Source organism: Sphingopyxis sp. OAS728 (assembly GCF_014873485.1).
Classification (GTDB): domain Bacteria; phylum Pseudomonadota; class Alphaproteobacteria; order Sphingomonadales; family Sphingomonadaceae; genus Sphingopyxis.
The window spans coordinates 3,874,137-3,891,556 of sequence record NZ_JADBDT010000001.1 but is presented as its reverse complement, the minus strand read 5'-3'; the positions used below and the strand labels follow the sequence as shown (position 1 = coordinate 3,891,556).

The following is a 17,420-nucleotide window of genomic DNA, read 5'->3' as shown; positions in this document are numbered from 1 at the left end:
ATGCGTGCCATCGTCACCCCGTCGCCCGCCCACCGGGGCAAACGCCAGCTACTCACGAGCTGCGCAATCGCCGCGGGCATGGCGGCGCTGGCCTATGGCGGCCCTGCGCTGGCACAGGTCGCTGCGAACCCCGTCTATGTCAGCGTCGGCCCGGGCACATCGGTCAGCTCCAACGGAGCGACGCATACGACATCTGTCACCGTCACCCAGGCACAGAGCATCATCAACTGGGTACCGACCGATACCGCCCCCACCGGCGGCGACATCAATCTGCTGCCCAGTGATTCGACATGGAATTTCAGCGGCTCGGGCGATTATACCGTCCTCAACCGGTTCGTGAACGGCGGCGGCGGGGCGCTCAGCCGCCAGATCGCACTCAACGGCACGGTCAACAGCGTCGATACCCTGGCTTCCGGCGCACGCGGCGGCAATATCTGGTTCTACAACGCCGGCGGTATCCTGATCGGCGCGACCGGCGTGATCAACGTCGGCAGCCTCGTTCTGACTTCGAACGATATCATCACCACTGGCGGCCTGTTCGGTCCGGGCGGAACGATCCGCTTCGACGGCACGGCGGGCAGCACATCGGCGATCACCGTCAATGGCGCGATCAACGCCAACAACGCGCTGAATGCGGGCAGCGCCTATGTCGCACTCGTCGCCCCGCGCGTGGTTCAGGCCGGGGCCGTCCGTGTCGATGGCTCGGCCGCCTATGTCGCCGCCGAAGCGGTCGATATCCGCATCAACAACGGCCTGTTCGACATCAATGTCACGCGCGGCGTCGAGGGCGGCAATGTCATCACGCACACCGGCACAACGACCGGCCCCGCGCACCAGCAGGGCGACATCGACCAGAGCCGCATCTATATGGTCGCCATTCCCAAGAATGACGCGGTGACGATGCTGGTGTCGGGCGCGATCGGTTATGACGACGCGCTGTCGGCACAGGTCGACCCCGACGGCGCGGTGCGCCTGTCGGCGGGTTACAACATCGTCGGGGGCGACCTCGCCGCGTCCCCTGTCAACGCCACTGCGGCCAATATCTCGGCAGGCGACACGCTATTCCGCAGCAATACCATCGCGCGAGCAAGCGGGACGTTCGCCGCCACGCCAACCCAGACGGTGCCGGGTGCGCCGCCGCCGCTGTCATCGGCAGGACGTTTCTCGGTCGAGGGCAACGGCAGCTTTACCGGCGATGCCAGCGCGACAATCAACATTGGCGCGGGTCAGCAGGGCGGCGCGACGGGGACGTTCACCGTCCAGTCGAGCGGACGAGGCGGTGCGCCGGGCAGCGCCGCGATCAATGTTTCGGGCGGCACATTGTCGGCGCCCGGCGCCTTAACGATCCGGGCGTCGGGAATCCCCGACGCAGTGACCGGCGACAGCCAGGGCGGCATCGCCAGCCTGACGATCACCGGCGGCAGCGTGACCACATCGGGCGTCACGGTCGAAGCGAACGGCACCGCCGACGAAGGATCGAGTGGTCTTACCGGCAATGGCCGCGGCGGCAGCGCGAGCATTACGGTCAGCGGCACCGGCAGTTCGCTAACCGCCGGCAACATCTTCATCAACGCGATCGGACGTGGCGACAATGTTTTCGTCAGCGGGCCGCCCGCCGCCAATGGCGACGGCGTCGGCGGCACGGCCAGCCTGACGGTATCGAACGGCGGTGCCGTCGGGCCGGCCGCACTGCTCTCGATCGACGCGCGCGGGATCGGCGGGATCGGCCTGACGCAGTCGGGCGACGGCACCGGCGGCACGGCACGCATCCAGGTATCGGGGCCGGGATCGTTCCTGTCGACGGGGCAAAGTTTCGTGCAGGCGGGCGGCGACGGCGGCGGAAATATCGCGGGCTTCGGGATCACGCAAAATGGCGGCGACGGCACGGGCGGCACGGCAGAGGTGCTGGTCAATGCCGACGCGGCGTCGACGGTGTCGCTGGGTGCACTCGGCGCGAGCGCGCTGGGCCGGGGCGGCAACGCCGGCAGCATTGCCACCGGCAACGAGAATGCAGTGGGCGGCAATGCCACGGGCGGTACGGCGAGGCTGACGGTCGACGGCGGCGTCACCGCCCAATTTACCGCGATCACCCTGAACGCGTCGGCGCAGGCCGGCAGCGCCGTCACCCCGAGCGGCACCAGCGGCCGGTCGGGCGATGCGCAAGCGAACAATGTGACCCTGGCCGCAGCGAACGGCTCGACGATCGACAGCAGCGGCGCGGTCAACCTCTTCGCCGTCGGCATGGGAATTGCGGGCGAGAATTACGGGACCGGCACCGGCGGCAATGTCGCGATCAATGCGACCGCCGGCGGCACGATCACCACGGGCAACCTGCTGACCGTTCAGGCGATGGGCGGCAGCACGTCGAACGCGATCGGGCAAAGCGCCGGGGACGGGTTCGGCGGCAACGTCGATTTCCTCGCGGATGGCGGGACCATCCGTGCCGAAGTCTATAATGTGAACGCCAGCAGCAACACGGTGAACGTCACCGGCACCGGCGGCACCGCGCGGGGTGGGACGATCGACCTGGTCGCGCAAAATGCCGGGCAAATCGTCTCGACGCTCGATTCTCCCAACATCCTCAACGCCAGCGCCCGGACGGGCGCCAGCGCGGCGGGAACGAATGCGACCGGCGGCGCGATCCAGCTGATCGCCAATGCCGGCTCGATCAACCTCGGCCTCGGCGGCACGCTGACGGCTGGCGGCGTTTCGGGCGGGGCAACCGCGCCGGGCGCGGCGATTGCGGAGGGCACCGGCGGTTCGATATTGGTCCGGGTCGTCGCCGATCCGCTCAACAGCAGCGCAATCAGCCTCGGCGACTTCGCGGCATCGGCCGAGGGTCGCACGCAGGTCGATTTCGAAACCACGCCGACGGCGCCTCGCGAAACCTCGGGTACCGGGCGCGGCGGCAACGTCGATTTCGATATCCAGGGCGGAACGCTCAACGGATCGTCGGTCAGCGTCTCGGCGAACGGCTATGGCGGCAATGGCGCGAGCGATAACAGTCTTGGCGTCGGCGGCACCGCGACCTTTACCCAGACGGGCGGCGCAGCGGACGTCAACGACCTGGTGGTCAGCGCCGATGGCTTCGGCGGCGTCGTGCAGGGCCAGTCGGGCTTCGGCCTCGGCGGCACGGCGACAATCAATCTGCTCGGCGGCTCGATCAACACCGCCGACATCGTCGCGACCGCCGACGGGTTGGGCGGCATTGGCTCGACCGGCACCGACGAGGATCCGGCGAACATCATCCCGGGCGGCATCGGCGGCCTGGGTCGCGGCGGCAGCGCGACGATCAATATCGAAGGGGCCGCGATCGTCGACGCCAGCCTGATCCAGGCGAGCGCCGTCGGTAACGGCGGCGAAGGCGGCGAGTTCTTCAATTTCTCAAGCTTCGGCGGCGTGCCGGGCACGCCAGGCGCCGGCGGTGACGGCATCGGCGGCGACGCGACGGTGAACGTCCGTGGCGGCACGACCACCGCCAGCAGCATGATCGCCAACGCGTCGGGCATCGGCGGTACCGGCGGCGCCAGCTTCTTCTCGAGCAGCAGCGGCGCCGCGACCGGCGTCGGCGCCGGGGGTACGGGGGGCGCCGGACGCGGGGGCATCGCCACGCTCGCGCTCGCAACGCCGATCAGCGGCATCGGCATCGCAAACAGCATCGCGCTCGGCACCGGGGGCACAGGCGGCACCCACAATGTCGGCGGCAACGGCGGTGACGGCTTCGGGGGTATCGCGCAGGCAATCGTCGCGGGTTTCGAGGCAGGTGAGTTGGCCGTCACGCTGAATTCGACCGGGACCGGCGGCGCCGGCGCCAATGGGAACGATGGCGCCGGGGGCAATGGCGGCAATGGCGCGGGCGGAACGTCGCGAATTTTGGCCGATGGCACAGGTGCAAGCCTGACAGCCCTCGAAAGCAATTTCATTTCCGGCGGCACGGGCGGCAATGGCGGCGCGGGCGGCCTTGCCTTTGCGGCGACCCCGGCGGTCGCGCCTTCCGGCGGCACTGGCGGCAATGGACAGGGCGGCACGGTCGAAATCATCGCCAGCGAGGGCGGCTCCGTCACCCTCGGCTTCCTGACCGGGGACAGCGTCGTCCTGAGCAGCACTGGCCGCGGCGGCATCGGCGGCGCAGGATCCGATGGCGGATTCTTCGGCAATTCGAGCGGGGGCGACGGCGGCAATGGCGGTGGGGCAACCGGCGGCACCGTCGTTCTTCTCGCTAACGGCGGGACGATCGCCTCGAACGGCGAGGCCGTCGACATCACCGTCAGCGGCATATCGGGTGAGGCGGGCGTCGGCGGCACAGGCACCGGTACCGGCGTCAATGGAGCGAATGGCGGCCTCAGCGGGACGACGGGCGGCCGTGTCGTAATCGAAGCGTCAGCTGGCGCGTCCGGCCCCGGCCAGATCGACCTCGGTTCGACAAGCATTACCGCGAACGGCGACATCGCCGGTCGCATCGAAATCCGCGCGGGTGGCGACATCGCGTTCGCAGTGCTCGAGGCAGAGGCGTTGGGCGTTGCCGCACCGACGAACAACGACACCGACGAGGCGCTCGCAGGCATCTTCATCGCGCCGACCGGCGGGACGATATCCAGCCAGGGCGATGTCACACTGACGACCGACGGCTCGGTCGGCGTCTATGCCCAGTCGGACAGTATGTTCGATGTCGACGGCGCCCTCACGATGACGGCGGGCGACCAGATCGACATCCGGCACGACCTTCGCGAAGGGACCGCCGCAACGCTGCGCGCCAGCGACAGCCTGATCGCATCGGCAGCGACCAGCATCAGCGCCGCGCCGGGTAGCCTGCTGGGTGCCGGCAACCTGCTCTCGCTGAGCGCGTCTGGTCCCACCGGAACGATCGGCGTCGACCGCCTCGCGGGTAATAATATCATCCTCAGCAGCGCCGGCGCTGCGAGCGTCGAACATGCCGAAGCGGTGGGCGACTTCATTGCGAATGTCGGCAGCTTCCGCACCGGGCTTAACTCGCTCATCACCGGCGGCAATATCATCGTCACGTCGCCGGGCGCGGTCGATCTCGGCAATTCGACCGCAGGCGGCCTCGTGCAGGTTTCGGGGCAGTCGATCACCTTCAACAATATCGCCGCGGGACTGTCGATCGGCCTCTCGGCCGAAGGAACGGCGCCCGGAGCCGAGGGCATCAGCGGCGGCTCGCTGAGCGCGGGCGAGGATATCAACCTCTTCGCCAACAGCATCGCGCTTAGCGGCAATGTCACGGGCGCGGCGTCCTTCTTTGCCTTCGGCACGGGCGGCGCGGTGTCGGTGAACAACGCCGACGTCGACGGCAACATTTCGATCTTCGCCGCGGACGACCTGACCGGCACCTACGTATCCGGCGGCAATATCTTCCTGAATTCGAACGCGAATATCAATGCGTCAGCCCAGGCGAATGGCGGTTATGTCGACCGCAACGGGATCGGGGCAGAGGGCAATCTGTTCGTCGTCGCTGCCGGCAATGCGACGCTCGCCGACAGTTCGGCCGCGCGCATGTTCGGCGTCAATGCCGACGGCGCGGCGTCGATCGATGGCGGGACGGCGGGCGAGGACGTCCTGGTCATCGCGGGAACGATCGCAAGCCTGACCGACGTCACGGGCGGCGACGACATCACCGTCCGCGCGGCGGGCAACATCGATGCGCTCAATGTCCGCACGACCGGCGCCGGGGCCGACACGCATATCCTCGATTTTTCGACGGCGTCGGGCAGCCCGACCTTCACGATAGGCACGGGCGAAGGGGCGCAAGGCATCGACGGCGCCGACATCGTGATGGCATCGACTGCCGGGGCGATCGACGCGGCCACCCTGTCGGCAGGCGACGATATCTTGCTCAACGCCGCGAACAGCATCGCGGTCAACGGCGCGACCACGCTGGGCCTCGGCACGACCGGCGGCGACAGCAGCATCCGCACACAGGGCGGCGCAACGACGCTTGCCGGGCTCGACGCGTTCAGCGACGTGACGGTCGAGGCCGCGGGAATTGCCAATCTTTCGGGCCCGGTCGCGGCGGGGCGCAACGCGACGATCAACGCGCAGGATGTCACGCTTGCGGCGCTCCCGGGCGTAGGCGGCGCCGCGACCCCGACGCTGAGCGCCGACGGCGACGTCATCGTCAACTCTTCGGCCGATATCACGGGCGGCGGCGTCCGCGCGCTCGGCAACGCGACGCTGACCGCGGCGAATACGATCGACATCGCCTCGATCGAGGGACAGGATGTCACGCTCGCCGCCGCTGCCGGCATCGCCGTCGATGCGGCCTATGTGCTCGGCACCACCAGTCTCGACAGCAGCGACGGCAATATCCAGATCGGAAGCCTCCTCGCGTCGAATTTGATCAATGCCAGCGCCAACGCCATCCGCATCGAAAGCGGCGGCGATATGCATTTTGCCACGCTGACCACCGATGTCGGCGACGCCTATGTCCGCGGTGGCGGCGATTTTTCGGTCGCCGAGGGCAATGTCGCCGGCACCGCGGATCTCGCTACCCAGGGCGAGGCGATGACCATCGGCAACCTCACTGCCGCCAATGCGAACATCGCCAATACCGGCGGTTTCCTGAATCTCGACACGGTCACCGTCGCGGGCAACCTCAATGCCTCGGCTCTTGCGTCGCTCGGCATCAACGGCGTTGTCACCGGCCAGGCGATCTCGCTCGCTTCGGCGGGAATCAACATCGCCGCCACCGGCCGTGTCGGCACCGCGGGCGTGACCCAGCAGCTATCGGTCGCCAACAACAATCCCGACAACCAGACCTTCGTCGGCGGCACTGCCGGCCCCAACGGGCCCAACGGCTATCATATCGATGCCGACGAACTGACGCGCCTCTACGGCACCCAGATCGAAATCTTTGCGCCCGAGGTACAGGCTGCGAGCGGCGGTTCGGTCGGATCGGCCGCGCCGCCCGACGTCATCGTCGACAGCTTCACCATGACCGGCGGCGCGGCGGGATCGAACCTCGGCGCCAACGGCGCGCTGACGATCCGTACGCCGGGCAAGATGCGCGTGATCGGCAATGTCCAGCTCACGGGCCTCTCCGACACCAATGCATTGAACCTGATCGCGAATGACGCGCTCGAGGTCATCCTTGGTCAGGGCACCGTCCGCCTCACCGGCGCAAACAATGCGCCCGGGGGTCAGCTCAACCTTGAGTCCGATGACGTCATTGTCGCGACGCAGGCCGCGATCACCGCGGTGGGCGCTGCAGGAAGCATGGACGCCATCAATGCGCGGCTCGGAGAAAATGACGGTGTCGTACTGGACGAAGGCGCGCTCTTCGCCCGCGGAATCCGCGCCAATGTGGTGGGCGGCTTCTATGTCCAGAACAGCGGCGCGGGAACGGACCTCGCACAGCGGCGGGGGCTGACCTTCGGCGCCGGCGGCCTCGACGTGCAGACGCAGGGCCAGTCGCGCATCGTCGTCAACGGTGTGCAACTCGGCCCCAACGGCCAGGTCACCGGCCTCGAAGCGCTCCAGCTTCTTACGGTGCGTGGTTCGGCGCCGGTTGTCGGCACCTATGATCGGCGCTCGACCGTCAACGGATGCTTCATCGCCGCGCCGACGGCCTGCACCACGGTCGCCATCGATTTCGAGAACAACTTCCCCGTCCAGGACGTCATCGACGAAGAGGTCGAAGACGATGACGGCGTCGGCGAAGGCAATACATTCCCGCAGGCGCTGATCACGATGCGCGATCTCGATCCGCTGACCGGCGAGCCACTGCTTGACGATCCGGTGACAGGTGCGGGCAACGACGATCTGTGGACGCCACCGGCGCAGTAAGCCGCGTTTCGGTTGACGGACAGGCTTGGCGCGGGGCATGGGCGGCGGCATGACCGACGCCTCAGCCACCCCGCTCAAGCTGTTCAACAGCCTGACGCGCAGTCTCGAAACGTTCGAGCCCGTCCACCCCGGCGAGGCGCGCGTCTATAGCTGCGGGCCGACGGTCTATAATTATCCGCACATCGGCAACATGCGTGCCTATGTCTTCGCCGACACGCTGGGCCGCACGCTGTCGTACAAGGGCTATAAGCTCACGCATGTCATCAACATCACCGACGTCGGCCATCTGACCGACGACGCCGATGCGGGTGAGGACAAGCTGGAAAAGGCCGCGGCCGAACGCGCCCAATCGATCTGGGATATCGCGCGCCACTATACCGAGGCCTATTGGGCCGATGTAAAGGCGCTCAACATCCGCCAGCCCGCGCACTGGTCGATCGCCACCGATTACGTCCCGCAGATGATCGAGTTCGCGAAGACAATCGCCGACAGGCATTGCTACGAACTCGAAAGCGGCCTCTATTTCGACACGACTACGGTTGCCGACTACGGCCGCCTCGCTCGGCACGGTACCGACGAGGGCGAAAGTCGCATCGACCCCGTCGACGGCAAGCGCCACCCCGCCGACTTCGCAATCTGGCGCAAGACGCCGGCGGGCGAGACGCGGCAGATGGAATGGGATTCGCCATGGGGCCGCGGCGCGCCCGGCTGGCACCTTGAATGCTCGGTTATGTCCGAAGCCCTGCTCGGTTTCCCCTTCGACATCCACACCGGCGGCATCGACCATCGCGAGATCCACCACCCGAACGAGATCGCGCAGAACCAGGCGCATAGCTGCAGCGACGCCAGCGGTGCGCGCATCTGGATGCACAATAATTTCCTCGTCGAACGCTCGGGCAAGATGTCGAAGTCGAGCGGCGAATTCCTTCGCGTGCAGCTGTTGATCGACAAGGGTTACCACCCGCTCGCCTATCGGCTGATGTGCCTGCAGGCGCATTATCGCAGCGAGCTGGAGTTCAGCTGGGACGGTCTGGGCGCAGCACTGACGCGATTGAAGCGGCTGGTGATGGCTGCCGCCTCGGTGCGCGAAGCCGAAGCGTCGGAGCCTGCCGATCGCCGCCTGACCGATCTGCTGGCGAAGTTCGATGCCGCTGTTTCGGAAGATCTCAACACCGCCGTCGCACTGACGCTGCTCGAAGAAGCAGCGGCAATGAAAAAGATCGATGCTGGCCAGAAGCGCGGCGCACTCACTGCAATGGATGCGGTGCTCGGCCTCGATCTGCTGACGATCAAACGCGCCGACCTGCGCGTCCGGCCCAAGTCAGCCATGATTTCGGAGGCAGAAATCGAAGCCACCCTCACCCGCCGCAAGGAAGCCCGCGCCGCCAAGGATTTCGCTGCGTCCGACGCACTCCGCGACGAACTCATCGCTGCGGGCGTCGAGGTGATGGACGGCGACCCGCTCGGCTGGGACTGGCGGCTCGAGGCCAACTAGGGGCTTGTCGCGGCCTTGCAGGATGCTAGCCTCGTTGCATGTCGCAACTGATCTGCTGGCTGCTTGTCGGTCTTGTCCACCTGATCCCGGCGCTGGCCTTGTTCCGGCCGGCGCTGATCACGCGGCTCTATGGCGTCACGCCCGACAGCCCGCTCTTCCTGTTGATGCACCACCGCGCCGCGCTGTTCTTCGCGGTGCTCGTCGCGTGCGTGTGGGCGGCCTTCGATCCCGGCGGGCGCAAGATCGCGACCTTGCTCGCCGCAATCTCGATGCTCAGCTTCCTCTTTCTCTATCAGTCATACGGTCGCCCCGCGCAGCTCTCCACCATCGCCCTCGTCGACCTGATCGGCCTGATCCCGCTCGCCTGGGCCGGCTGGCACGCATTTCAGCAGTAGGAATATCATGACCAAGACCGTCACCGTCCTTTCGGGCCTCATCCGCCCGCTCCTCGAAAACGGCCTGCCCGACTGGATCGAGCCGCGTTTCTTCGCGTCGAAGGAGGAGGCGCTCGAACTCGCGCCGCACGCCGAGATCGGCTGGTTCGACATGTACGACAAGCGCGACATGGCGGCGATCATCGCCGCCGCGACGAACCTCAAATGGCTGAACTCGATCTATGCCGGCGTCGACGGCATGCCGCTCGACCTGCTCCACCAGCGCGGAACAATCGTCACCAACGGCGCCGGCATCAACGCGATCACCATCGCCGAATATGTCGTGATGGGGATGCTGACGGTCGCGAAGGGCTACCGCGACGTCGTCCGCGCGCAGGAGCGCCGCGAATGGCTGATGGACTCCCCCGGCAAGGTCGAACTCTTCGGGTCGAAGGCGCTGCTGCTCGGCTATGGCGCGATCGGCAAGCTGATCGAGGAACGGCTGAAGGCGTTTGCGGTCGACGTCACCGTCGTCCGCCGCTCGCCCGGTCCGAATACGCTGACCCCCGACCAGTGGCGCGCCCGGCTGGCCGATTTCGACTGGGTCATCCTCGCGGTCCCCGCGACCCCCGAAACCGACGGCATGATCGGCGCCGCCGAGTTCGCTGCGATGAAGCCGAGCGCGACGCTCATCAACATCGCACGCGGCAGCGTCGTCGATCAGGACGCGCTCGTCACGGCGCTGAACGAACAGCAGATCGCGTCGGCCTTCCTCGACGTCACGACCCCCGAACCGCTACCCTCGGACGATCCGCTCTGGAGCCTCGACAACGCGCATATCACGATGCACCTGTCGGGCCGCGCGCAGGACAAGATGTTCATCCGCTCGGCGCAGCGTTTCCTCGAAAATCTGGGTCGTTGGAAAAATGGCGAAGCCGTCGAACCGCGGGTCGACCTGACGCTCGGTTACTAAGGCCATGCCGCGACAGGCGCTGCTGGTCGTCGATGTCCAGCCGAGTTTCGACGTACCCGCGCATATCGTCGACGCGATAAAGGCGCTCGCCCGGCAGATTCCCAGCGTCGCGACGGTCGAACGGCACGACGAGACGGTCACGCCGTTCGATCGCCAATTGGGATGGAAGCCGGGCGCCAATGACGAAAGCCTGATCGCCGCCGACCGCATCTTCATCAAGCATGGCTATCTGCCGCCCGTGGCGATGATCGAGCATCTGAAATCGCTCGACATCGACCGTGTGCTCGTATGCGGTATTCAGTCCGAGACCTGCTGCCTCGCTGCGGGATTCATGCTGTTCGATGCGGGCTTGCAGCCGACGCTCCTCGAATGGTTGAGCGTCGGGTCATCGCTCGACCCGTCCGGCGCGCTCGGCGCGAGGCTTTGGCGTCACCATTTCGGACCGGTCCTGGCAAGCGCCGCCGAACTCGATCTGGATTAGCGCGGCCGCTCGGCCTTCAACTCGCGCACAAGCGGCTGCAACCGTTCGTCATATTTGGCCAGCATCGTGTGTGCGCCGGCATGGTCGTAAAAGCTGACGAGCTCGCGCCCGTTCCAGCGGTGGAGCGCATAGGCGGGATCTTCGGCGACGATCATCGGGCGGTCGTCGGGCTTGTTCTCGTCGATGGGCCGGAGGTCGAGCGAGACCTGCGGCGCGGTCGACGAGCAGATCGCGACCGTGCGGCCTTCCCATGCGACGGTAACGCTGCGGTGGAGGTGTCCGCAGATCAATCCGCGCACTTGCGGGTGTCGCTGGACAACATCGGTGAACGCCCCGACCCACGGCTCGTCGGGATCGGTATTCATCCACTCGATCCCGCTTTCGACCGGCGGGTGGTGCATGACGATATAGGTCGGCTTGGCCCGGTCCTTCGCCAGTTCGGCATCGAGCCACGCCGCGCGTTGCTCACAAAAAGCGCCGCCATGACGCCCCTCCTCCAGCGTATCGACGGTCACCAGCCGCAGGTCGGGCAGCTCGACCGTATATTGGACGAAGCCATTGCCGTCGTCGAACCCCGGAAAGCGCGCATGGAAACTGTCGCGCAGGTCGTGATTGCCGACGCTCGGCCAAACCGGAAACGGGCAACGCGAAAAGGCGGTGGCGAGGCGGCGATAGCTGTCGTCGTCACCGCGATCGGTGAGGTCGCCGGTGGCGAGCAACAGGTCGGGCCGGTTCGGCCCCTCGATCAGCACGTCGAGCACCTCGTCGAGGCGCTTGCGGTTATATTCGGCCGGATTGTCCGGATCGAACCCGATATGGATATCTGTGATCTGCGCGATCAGCATATCCGTCCCCTGCTTTCGCCGATCTGGTCCGGCGACCCAAAACCTATCCGCCCTGCCCTGCCGCGCGCAAGGAAGGTGTGCGCCATGTCACTTCGTAAAGGCCCCGCCCCCCGGTTCCTGTGATCATGCTCACACCCTGGCTACCACCAAGACGTTTATTTGTGATTGCGGCGGTGTTTTTCTTGCGCTGGCGCGGCGGCATCCACGGTTTTCCGCCGTCCGAATGATATTCGTGGCACATCGCGCAGGGCGATTCGGTCGCGGTTTCGACCTTCACGACGCGCGCGCCGCCCTCGCCGACATGGCAGTCGCGACACTGGCGAAGCCCCGGCACGAGCAGGTCCGTCGACGCCTTCGACGCCGGCGCGGCGGTGTGGCAGTCGGCGCACTCGGTCTCGCGGTGCGCATCATGATCGAACCAGCCCTTTTGCAGATAGCGCGGCGTCTGGTCGACCGCTGCCACCCGCCAGCCGCTGCCCGCTTGCGGCGCAAAGATCGTGTGGCAGTCGTAGCAGGCGCCGCCCTTTGAGAAGACCGCGCGGACGGCATCCTGCGCGCGGCTCGGGCGCGTCGCCACCTCGTTGAAATAGATGTTGTAGACCTGCCCCTCGGCATAAGCGCCCGGGCGCCGCCGCTGCATCCCGCCGAGTTGCAAGGGCCGCGCGGGCGGCGCCGAACGATAATAAGCGGTGAGGTCGGCAACGACCTGATCGGGCTCGCCATGGCGCAAGGTCCGCGTCACACCGCCGACCGTCTCGAACGCGAGGCTGTGGCACATGGCGCAGTCACGCTCCATCTCGACCGGCTTCACGCGCACCCCGTCGGCCTCGAGGCGGTGGCAATTCTGGCATTCGAGCTTCTTCCCGAAATCATAGCGGCCGCGGAAACTCGCAGCCATGCGTGCGACCCCGCCCGTCGCCTGCAAATGCATGTCGTGCGGGAATTTGAGGCCATTATAGTCGACCAAACCCTTGGCCAGTGTCGTGCGCACCAGCTTGCCGCCCGGTCCCGGCCGCACGAGCGGGCGGAATTCGGGATGGCTCGTTCCGAAATCGGCGGCATCGGCGAGCGTCGTCGGATGGCCCGCGGTCTTCAGCCGCACCGACATGCCGTCATGACAATCGGCGCAGAATTTCTGCGGCGTCGCCGGCATCGGCCCCGACCCTTCATGCTCGGTATGGCACTCGACACAGCGCCCCTGCGGCTTGTTGAAGGTCTTGGCAAAGCCGTCGAGGATGCGTTCGCCGACCCCGGGCGGATGGCGCGCAGCGAGCAGCATCGCGGTCGGCGCATTGGCGTGCGCCATGCTCATCGCCTTATGCTCGCCGGTGTGGCAATTGACGCACGCCTTGTCGGTCACCGCCACGAAAGGCTCGACGTGGCACGACTGGCAATCATTCTTCAGGCTCGCGTGCGCGCTCGACAGCGGCCCCGAAAGCCAGGCGCTGTCGGCATGATAACCGTCGGGGCGCTCGTTGACATTCTTGTAGCTGTACCACGCCCAGATCGGCCCGATCAGGAAAGCAAGCAGCATTACCGCCGCGAACACCCATGCCCCCATGCGCTTGCCGAGCATCACGCCCTGCAGCGAAAAGGCCTTGGCCTCGTCGACATCCTTCGACGATTGCGACAATTCGTCGATGCGCTCGACGAGGAGGATGATATTCTCGTCCTCGCGCGCGATCGTCAGGCGGTGCCCGCCGAAACGCAGTTCGCCGCCCGCGCCGCTGTCGATATCGGCAACGGTTTCGGTCCGCCCGTTAAGATCGAAACCCAGCCCCTCGCTCGCTGCGACACGCACGGTACGCCCGTCGGCGCTGCTGATCGTCGCATGATGCGGGTTCACCGCCAAATCGGCGACGTGGATGGTGTTGCTGCCCTCGCGGCCCAGCGTGATCGTGTCGCCCGGCAGCGCCGCATCGCGGATGATCTGCTTGCCCGTTTTGGTCGTCGAGATGCGACGCAGGATGAAGCTCATCGTCCGCGCCTCACCAGTAGAAGAAGACGCTGATGATGTGCGCCGACAGCGCCGCGATCAGCGCAAAAGTCAGCGGCACATGCACGTAAAGCCAGATTTCGAGCATCCCGCGAATCCGGAGATGCTGGCGCAGCCGCGCGAGCGCCGCTTCCTTCTGCTTGAGCAGTCCGACGACCTTCTCGCGCGCACCGGCATCGCTGCTCCGCGACAGAGTGAGCGCACGCAGCGCCGCCGACGTTGCGCAATTCGAATAGCGCCCTGACAGGCGCGCAACGACTCCGCCCGCGAACGGATCTTCGTCGAGCGCCGCGAGCACCGGCGCCGTATCCTCCGGGGTCAGCGGCTGCGCGGCGCTGTGCAATTGCCGGTCGAAGGCCCGGATCGCCTCGAGCATCTGCATCTGCGTCATCTGCTCGCGATTGTTAGACAGCGCCTGCGGCAGCGTCGCATAGACTATCACGCCATAGAGGCCCGACAGGATCACGAGCATCATCAACGCCCATGCCAGCGTGTGGACATTCCAGCCAAGCTGGAACCCCGTGTGCCAAGTGCCGACGACGATCAGGCTGAGCCCCAGATAGACATGCGCCGAGGTCCACGCCTTCAGCGACCAGTGATCGCTCGTCATCTTGCGTTTGCGATAGCCGAGCGCGGTCAGCCACAGGATCAGCCCCGCGCCGATCGTCCCCAGCGTATAGCCGTACCAGCTGCCGCCATTGTGCCGCGGCGTCACGTCGACCAGCGCGTAACTCACGATGATGAGCAGGCAGAGCCCGCCCGAAATCTTCGCCCAGCGAAACCCCGCATAGCGCAGGAACCCCTCATGCCGTCGCTCGCGGACACGCTCGACCTGCGTAGCCTTCGACCGGCGCCGCTGAAACAGGCTCGCCATCAGTCGGTGTCCTCGTCGAGCCGCGCGATCGACAGGAATTCTTCGGGCGAAACGCGGATCGCAGCGCCCGTTGGACAGGCGCGCACGCACGCCGGGCCGCCCGAAATACCTTTGCACATGTCGCATTTAACCGCGATCTTCTTGGGCTTCTCTTCGCCCAATTGCTTCTTTGTCCATTTGGGCGAGGGTTCGCCCGGCCCGGGACCAAAGCCCGTGAGCAGCCAGCGCAGCAGGCTCGGCTTCTCGGGCGGCGCAGCCTCCATGCGGATCACGCCATAAGGGCAGTTGCGCATGCAATTGCCGCAGCCGATGCAGCCGGGCTCCATGAACACCTCGCCGTCGGGGCCGCGGTGGATCACGTTCGGCGGGCAGTCGGCCATGCAATGCGGATGCTCGCAGTGGCGGCAACTCGTCGGCACATGCAGATGCGCGAAGCTCTTGCCCGCTTCGCGGTCGAGCCGCGACAGGCCCTCGTGGCTGTCGGCGCACGCCTTTTCGCAATTGTCGCAGCCGACGCAGAGATTCTCGTCGATCAGTAGGGCGTCGGTCGCCTCGCCCAGTCCCTCCTTCATGATGAAGCTTGCGGTATCCGAATAAAGATCGACCGCGCTCGAATAGGTCGCTTTCCGCGATTCGATGAAGCTGTTCATCGCCGCACGCTCGGCTACCGCGGCCTCGGTCGCCTCGCGCACCTGCGGCCGTTTCGCGAGCATCGCCTTGAATTCGTCGCCCTTCAGCCGGATCACTTCGCTCGCGACCGCCGCCTTGACCGTCGCGTTGCGCTTTTCCCCGCTGAGCACCGCCATTTCGCCGAAATAGCTGCCCGCGGGCAAATAGCGGAGGAAGATCGGCTTGCCGCCGATGTCCTTCTCGACGACCATCGACCCTGAACGGATGACATAGACGTCATCGCCTTCGTCGCCCTCCGCCATCACGACCTTGCCCGCGGGCACGCGCTCGATCGCGGGGTCCTCGGCGATCGGCTGCAGATCCTCGACCGTCAGCCCCCCCTTGAAAATCTGCAGCAGCTGCCGTTCGAGCGAGATGCGGTTGATCACGCGCTTCGCGCCCGGCACCGCCGCCATCAGCTTGAGCGCCGCCGTGCGCGACACTTCGACGAAGATGCTGTCCTCGCCGGCGCGGATCGTCGCGCCGCGCTTGCGGCCCGAGATCAACCCCACCTCGCCGAAGATCGATCCCTGCTCGATCGGCACCTCGAGATTGGGCCCGACCTCGACGACCGCATGGCCGTCGGCAATCGCGAACAGCGACGAACCCGGTTCGCCCTTCTCGAACACGACATCGCCCTTGGAATAATAGGCGACTTTCGAATCGAGCATGAATTCGCGCATCTGGAGCGGCGACACATCGGCGAAGATGCGGATCCGCGTGCGCAGATATTCCAGCCACTCGCTGACCGATTTCTTCTGCGGCAGGCCCGCAAAGATCGCCGCCAGATCCTTTTCGTCGGCGGGAGTCAGCGCCTTGTTGCCGTTCAGGAACTCGACGACGTCATAGCCCTGGTTCATGCAATGCTTGATCAGCGGATAACCCGCGAGCGCGCCGATGACATAGATGCCGGGCACCGTCGTCTCGAAGGTCGGCGACAGTTTCGGAAAGGCTTCGCGGTCGGGGCCGGTGAACTCGATACCCATCGATTCGACGAAGCCACGCGGCGCGACCGATCCGAGGCGCGCGACGATGACGTCGCATTCGATCCGCTCCTCCCCCGTCGGGGTTTCGAGCGTCAGCCAACCCGGCTCGACCTTTTTCGGCTGCGTCTCGGTGCGGATCGACATGAAGCCATTCTCGCCCGCCTCGGTCATGTCGGAGACATTCTTCGCCTTGGCGCGCGCGAAATCCTTCGAACGGTTGAGGATCGTGACCGTGTTTTCGAGCGCCTCCTCGGCGACGCCGAGCGCATTTTCGATCCCCGCGTCGCCCGACCCGACGACGGTGATATGCTTGTCCTTGAAATCCTCGGGATCGTCGACCTGATAGATGATGTGCGGCAGGTCAGCGCCCTCACAGCGCATCCGGTTCGGGTTGCCCTGCGTCCCGATCGCGAGCACGATATTCTCGGCCGTGTAGACGTCGCCCTTGGTCGTCTTGATCGCGAACGCGCCCTTCGCGCCGGTCACTTCGGCGACCTCCGCATGATACGCCACATTCACCTTGTTGTTCGCGGCGTCCTCATCCCAATTACCAAGGATATATTCGCGGGCCCCCTCGGCGAAACGGCAGTCGGAGCGCAGGTCGAGCCGCTCGGGCGTCGCGAGCACGCGCTTGCCCTTTTGATATTTGAAGATCGTGTCCGACAGGTGGTCGGTCTTTTCGAGTAAGATGTGGCTAAGCCCGAGCTGCGCGGCGCGCGATGCCGCGCTGAGCCCAGCGGGCCCCGATCCGATGATCGCGACCTTGACCGGCTCGCTCATGCGCGCGCCACCGGACGGCAAAGGCCGTTAACTTTGTCGCTGGCCGTGATGCTGACGAACGCGCGCACGGGCATCCTTTCCCCCTCTCGCCAGCCCCCCGGCGAACTCATAACGGATGCGACCCGGACTATCTGTCCTGGACGCAAA

At 66.1% G+C, this 17,420-nt stretch carries 9 protein-coding genes; 5 read left to right on the top strand and 4 right to left on the bottom strand.

The window, feature by feature from the left end:
- The 5 genes from GGC65_RS18340 to GGC65_RS18320 are packed head-to-tail and all read left to right on the top strand — an operon-like array spanning nt 1 to nt 11,123.
- Nucleotides 1-7,800 (top strand): hypothetical protein, encoded by a 7,800-nt coding sequence (locus GGC65_RS18340; RefSeq protein ID WP_192648466.1) that lies wholly within the window; start codon nt 1-3, stop codon nt 7,798-7,800.
- A gap of 49 nt (nt 7,801-7,849) precedes the next feature.
- Entirely contained in the window at nt 7,850-9,295 is a 1,446-nt protein-coding gene (gene cysS / locus GGC65_RS18335) for a cysteine--tRNA ligase (RefSeq protein ID WP_192648465.1), read from the top strand.
- A gap of 38 nt (nt 9,296-9,333) precedes the next feature.
- A complete protein-coding gene (locus tag GGC65_RS18330; protein WP_192648464.1) occupies nt 9,334-9,690 on the top strand; it encodes a phosphopantetheine adenylyltransferase in 357 nt (118 codons plus the stop codon).
- A 7-nt stretch (nt 9,691-9,697) separates the two neighbouring features.
- Nucleotides 9,698-10,642, top strand: a complete 945-nt coding sequence (locus tag GGC65_RS18325) for a D-2-hydroxyacid dehydrogenase (protein WP_192648463.1) — start codon at nt 9,698-9,700, stop codon at nt 10,640-10,642.
- Nucleotides 10,643-10,646: 4 nt separating this feature from the next.
- On the top strand, nt 10,647-11,123 hold the full coding sequence (locus tag GGC65_RS18320; RefSeq protein WP_192648462.1) for a cysteine hydrolase family protein: 477 nt from the start codon (nt 10,647-10,649) through the stop codon (nt 11,121-11,123).
- Here GGC65_RS18320 and GGC65_RS18315 read toward each other — a convergent pair.
- From GGC65_RS18315 to GGC65_RS18300, 4 genes are read right to left on the bottom strand one after another with little or no spacing between them, the layout of a single operon-like run.
- Complete coding sequence (locus GGC65_RS18315; protein ID WP_192648461.1) at nt 11,120-11,968, bottom strand: metallophosphoesterase; 849 nt, start codon at nt 11,966-11,968, stop codon at nt 11,120-11,122. The two genes, GGC65_RS18320 and GGC65_RS18315, sit on opposite strands and share 4 nt — an antisense overlap.
- A 43-nt stretch (nt 11,969-12,011) precedes the next feature.
- Nucleotides 12,012-13,946: a cytochrome c3 family protein gene (locus GGC65_RS18310; protein WP_192648460.1), complete on the bottom strand. Its 1,935-nt coding sequence runs from the start codon at nt 13,944-13,946 to the stop codon at nt 12,012-12,014.
- A gap of 10 nt (nt 13,947-13,956) precedes the next feature.
- Complete coding sequence (locus GGC65_RS18305; protein WP_225940899.1) at nt 13,957-14,838, bottom strand: hypothetical protein; 882 nt, start codon at nt 14,836-14,838, stop codon at nt 13,957-13,959.
- Entirely contained in the window at nt 14,838-17,273 is a 2,436-nt protein-coding gene (locus GGC65_RS18300; RefSeq protein ID WP_192648459.1) for an NAD(P)-binding domain-containing protein, read from the bottom strand. The genes GGC65_RS18305 and GGC65_RS18300 overlap by 1 nt, the downstream gene beginning before the upstream one ends.
- Nucleotides 17,274-17,420: the final 147 nt, after the last annotated feature.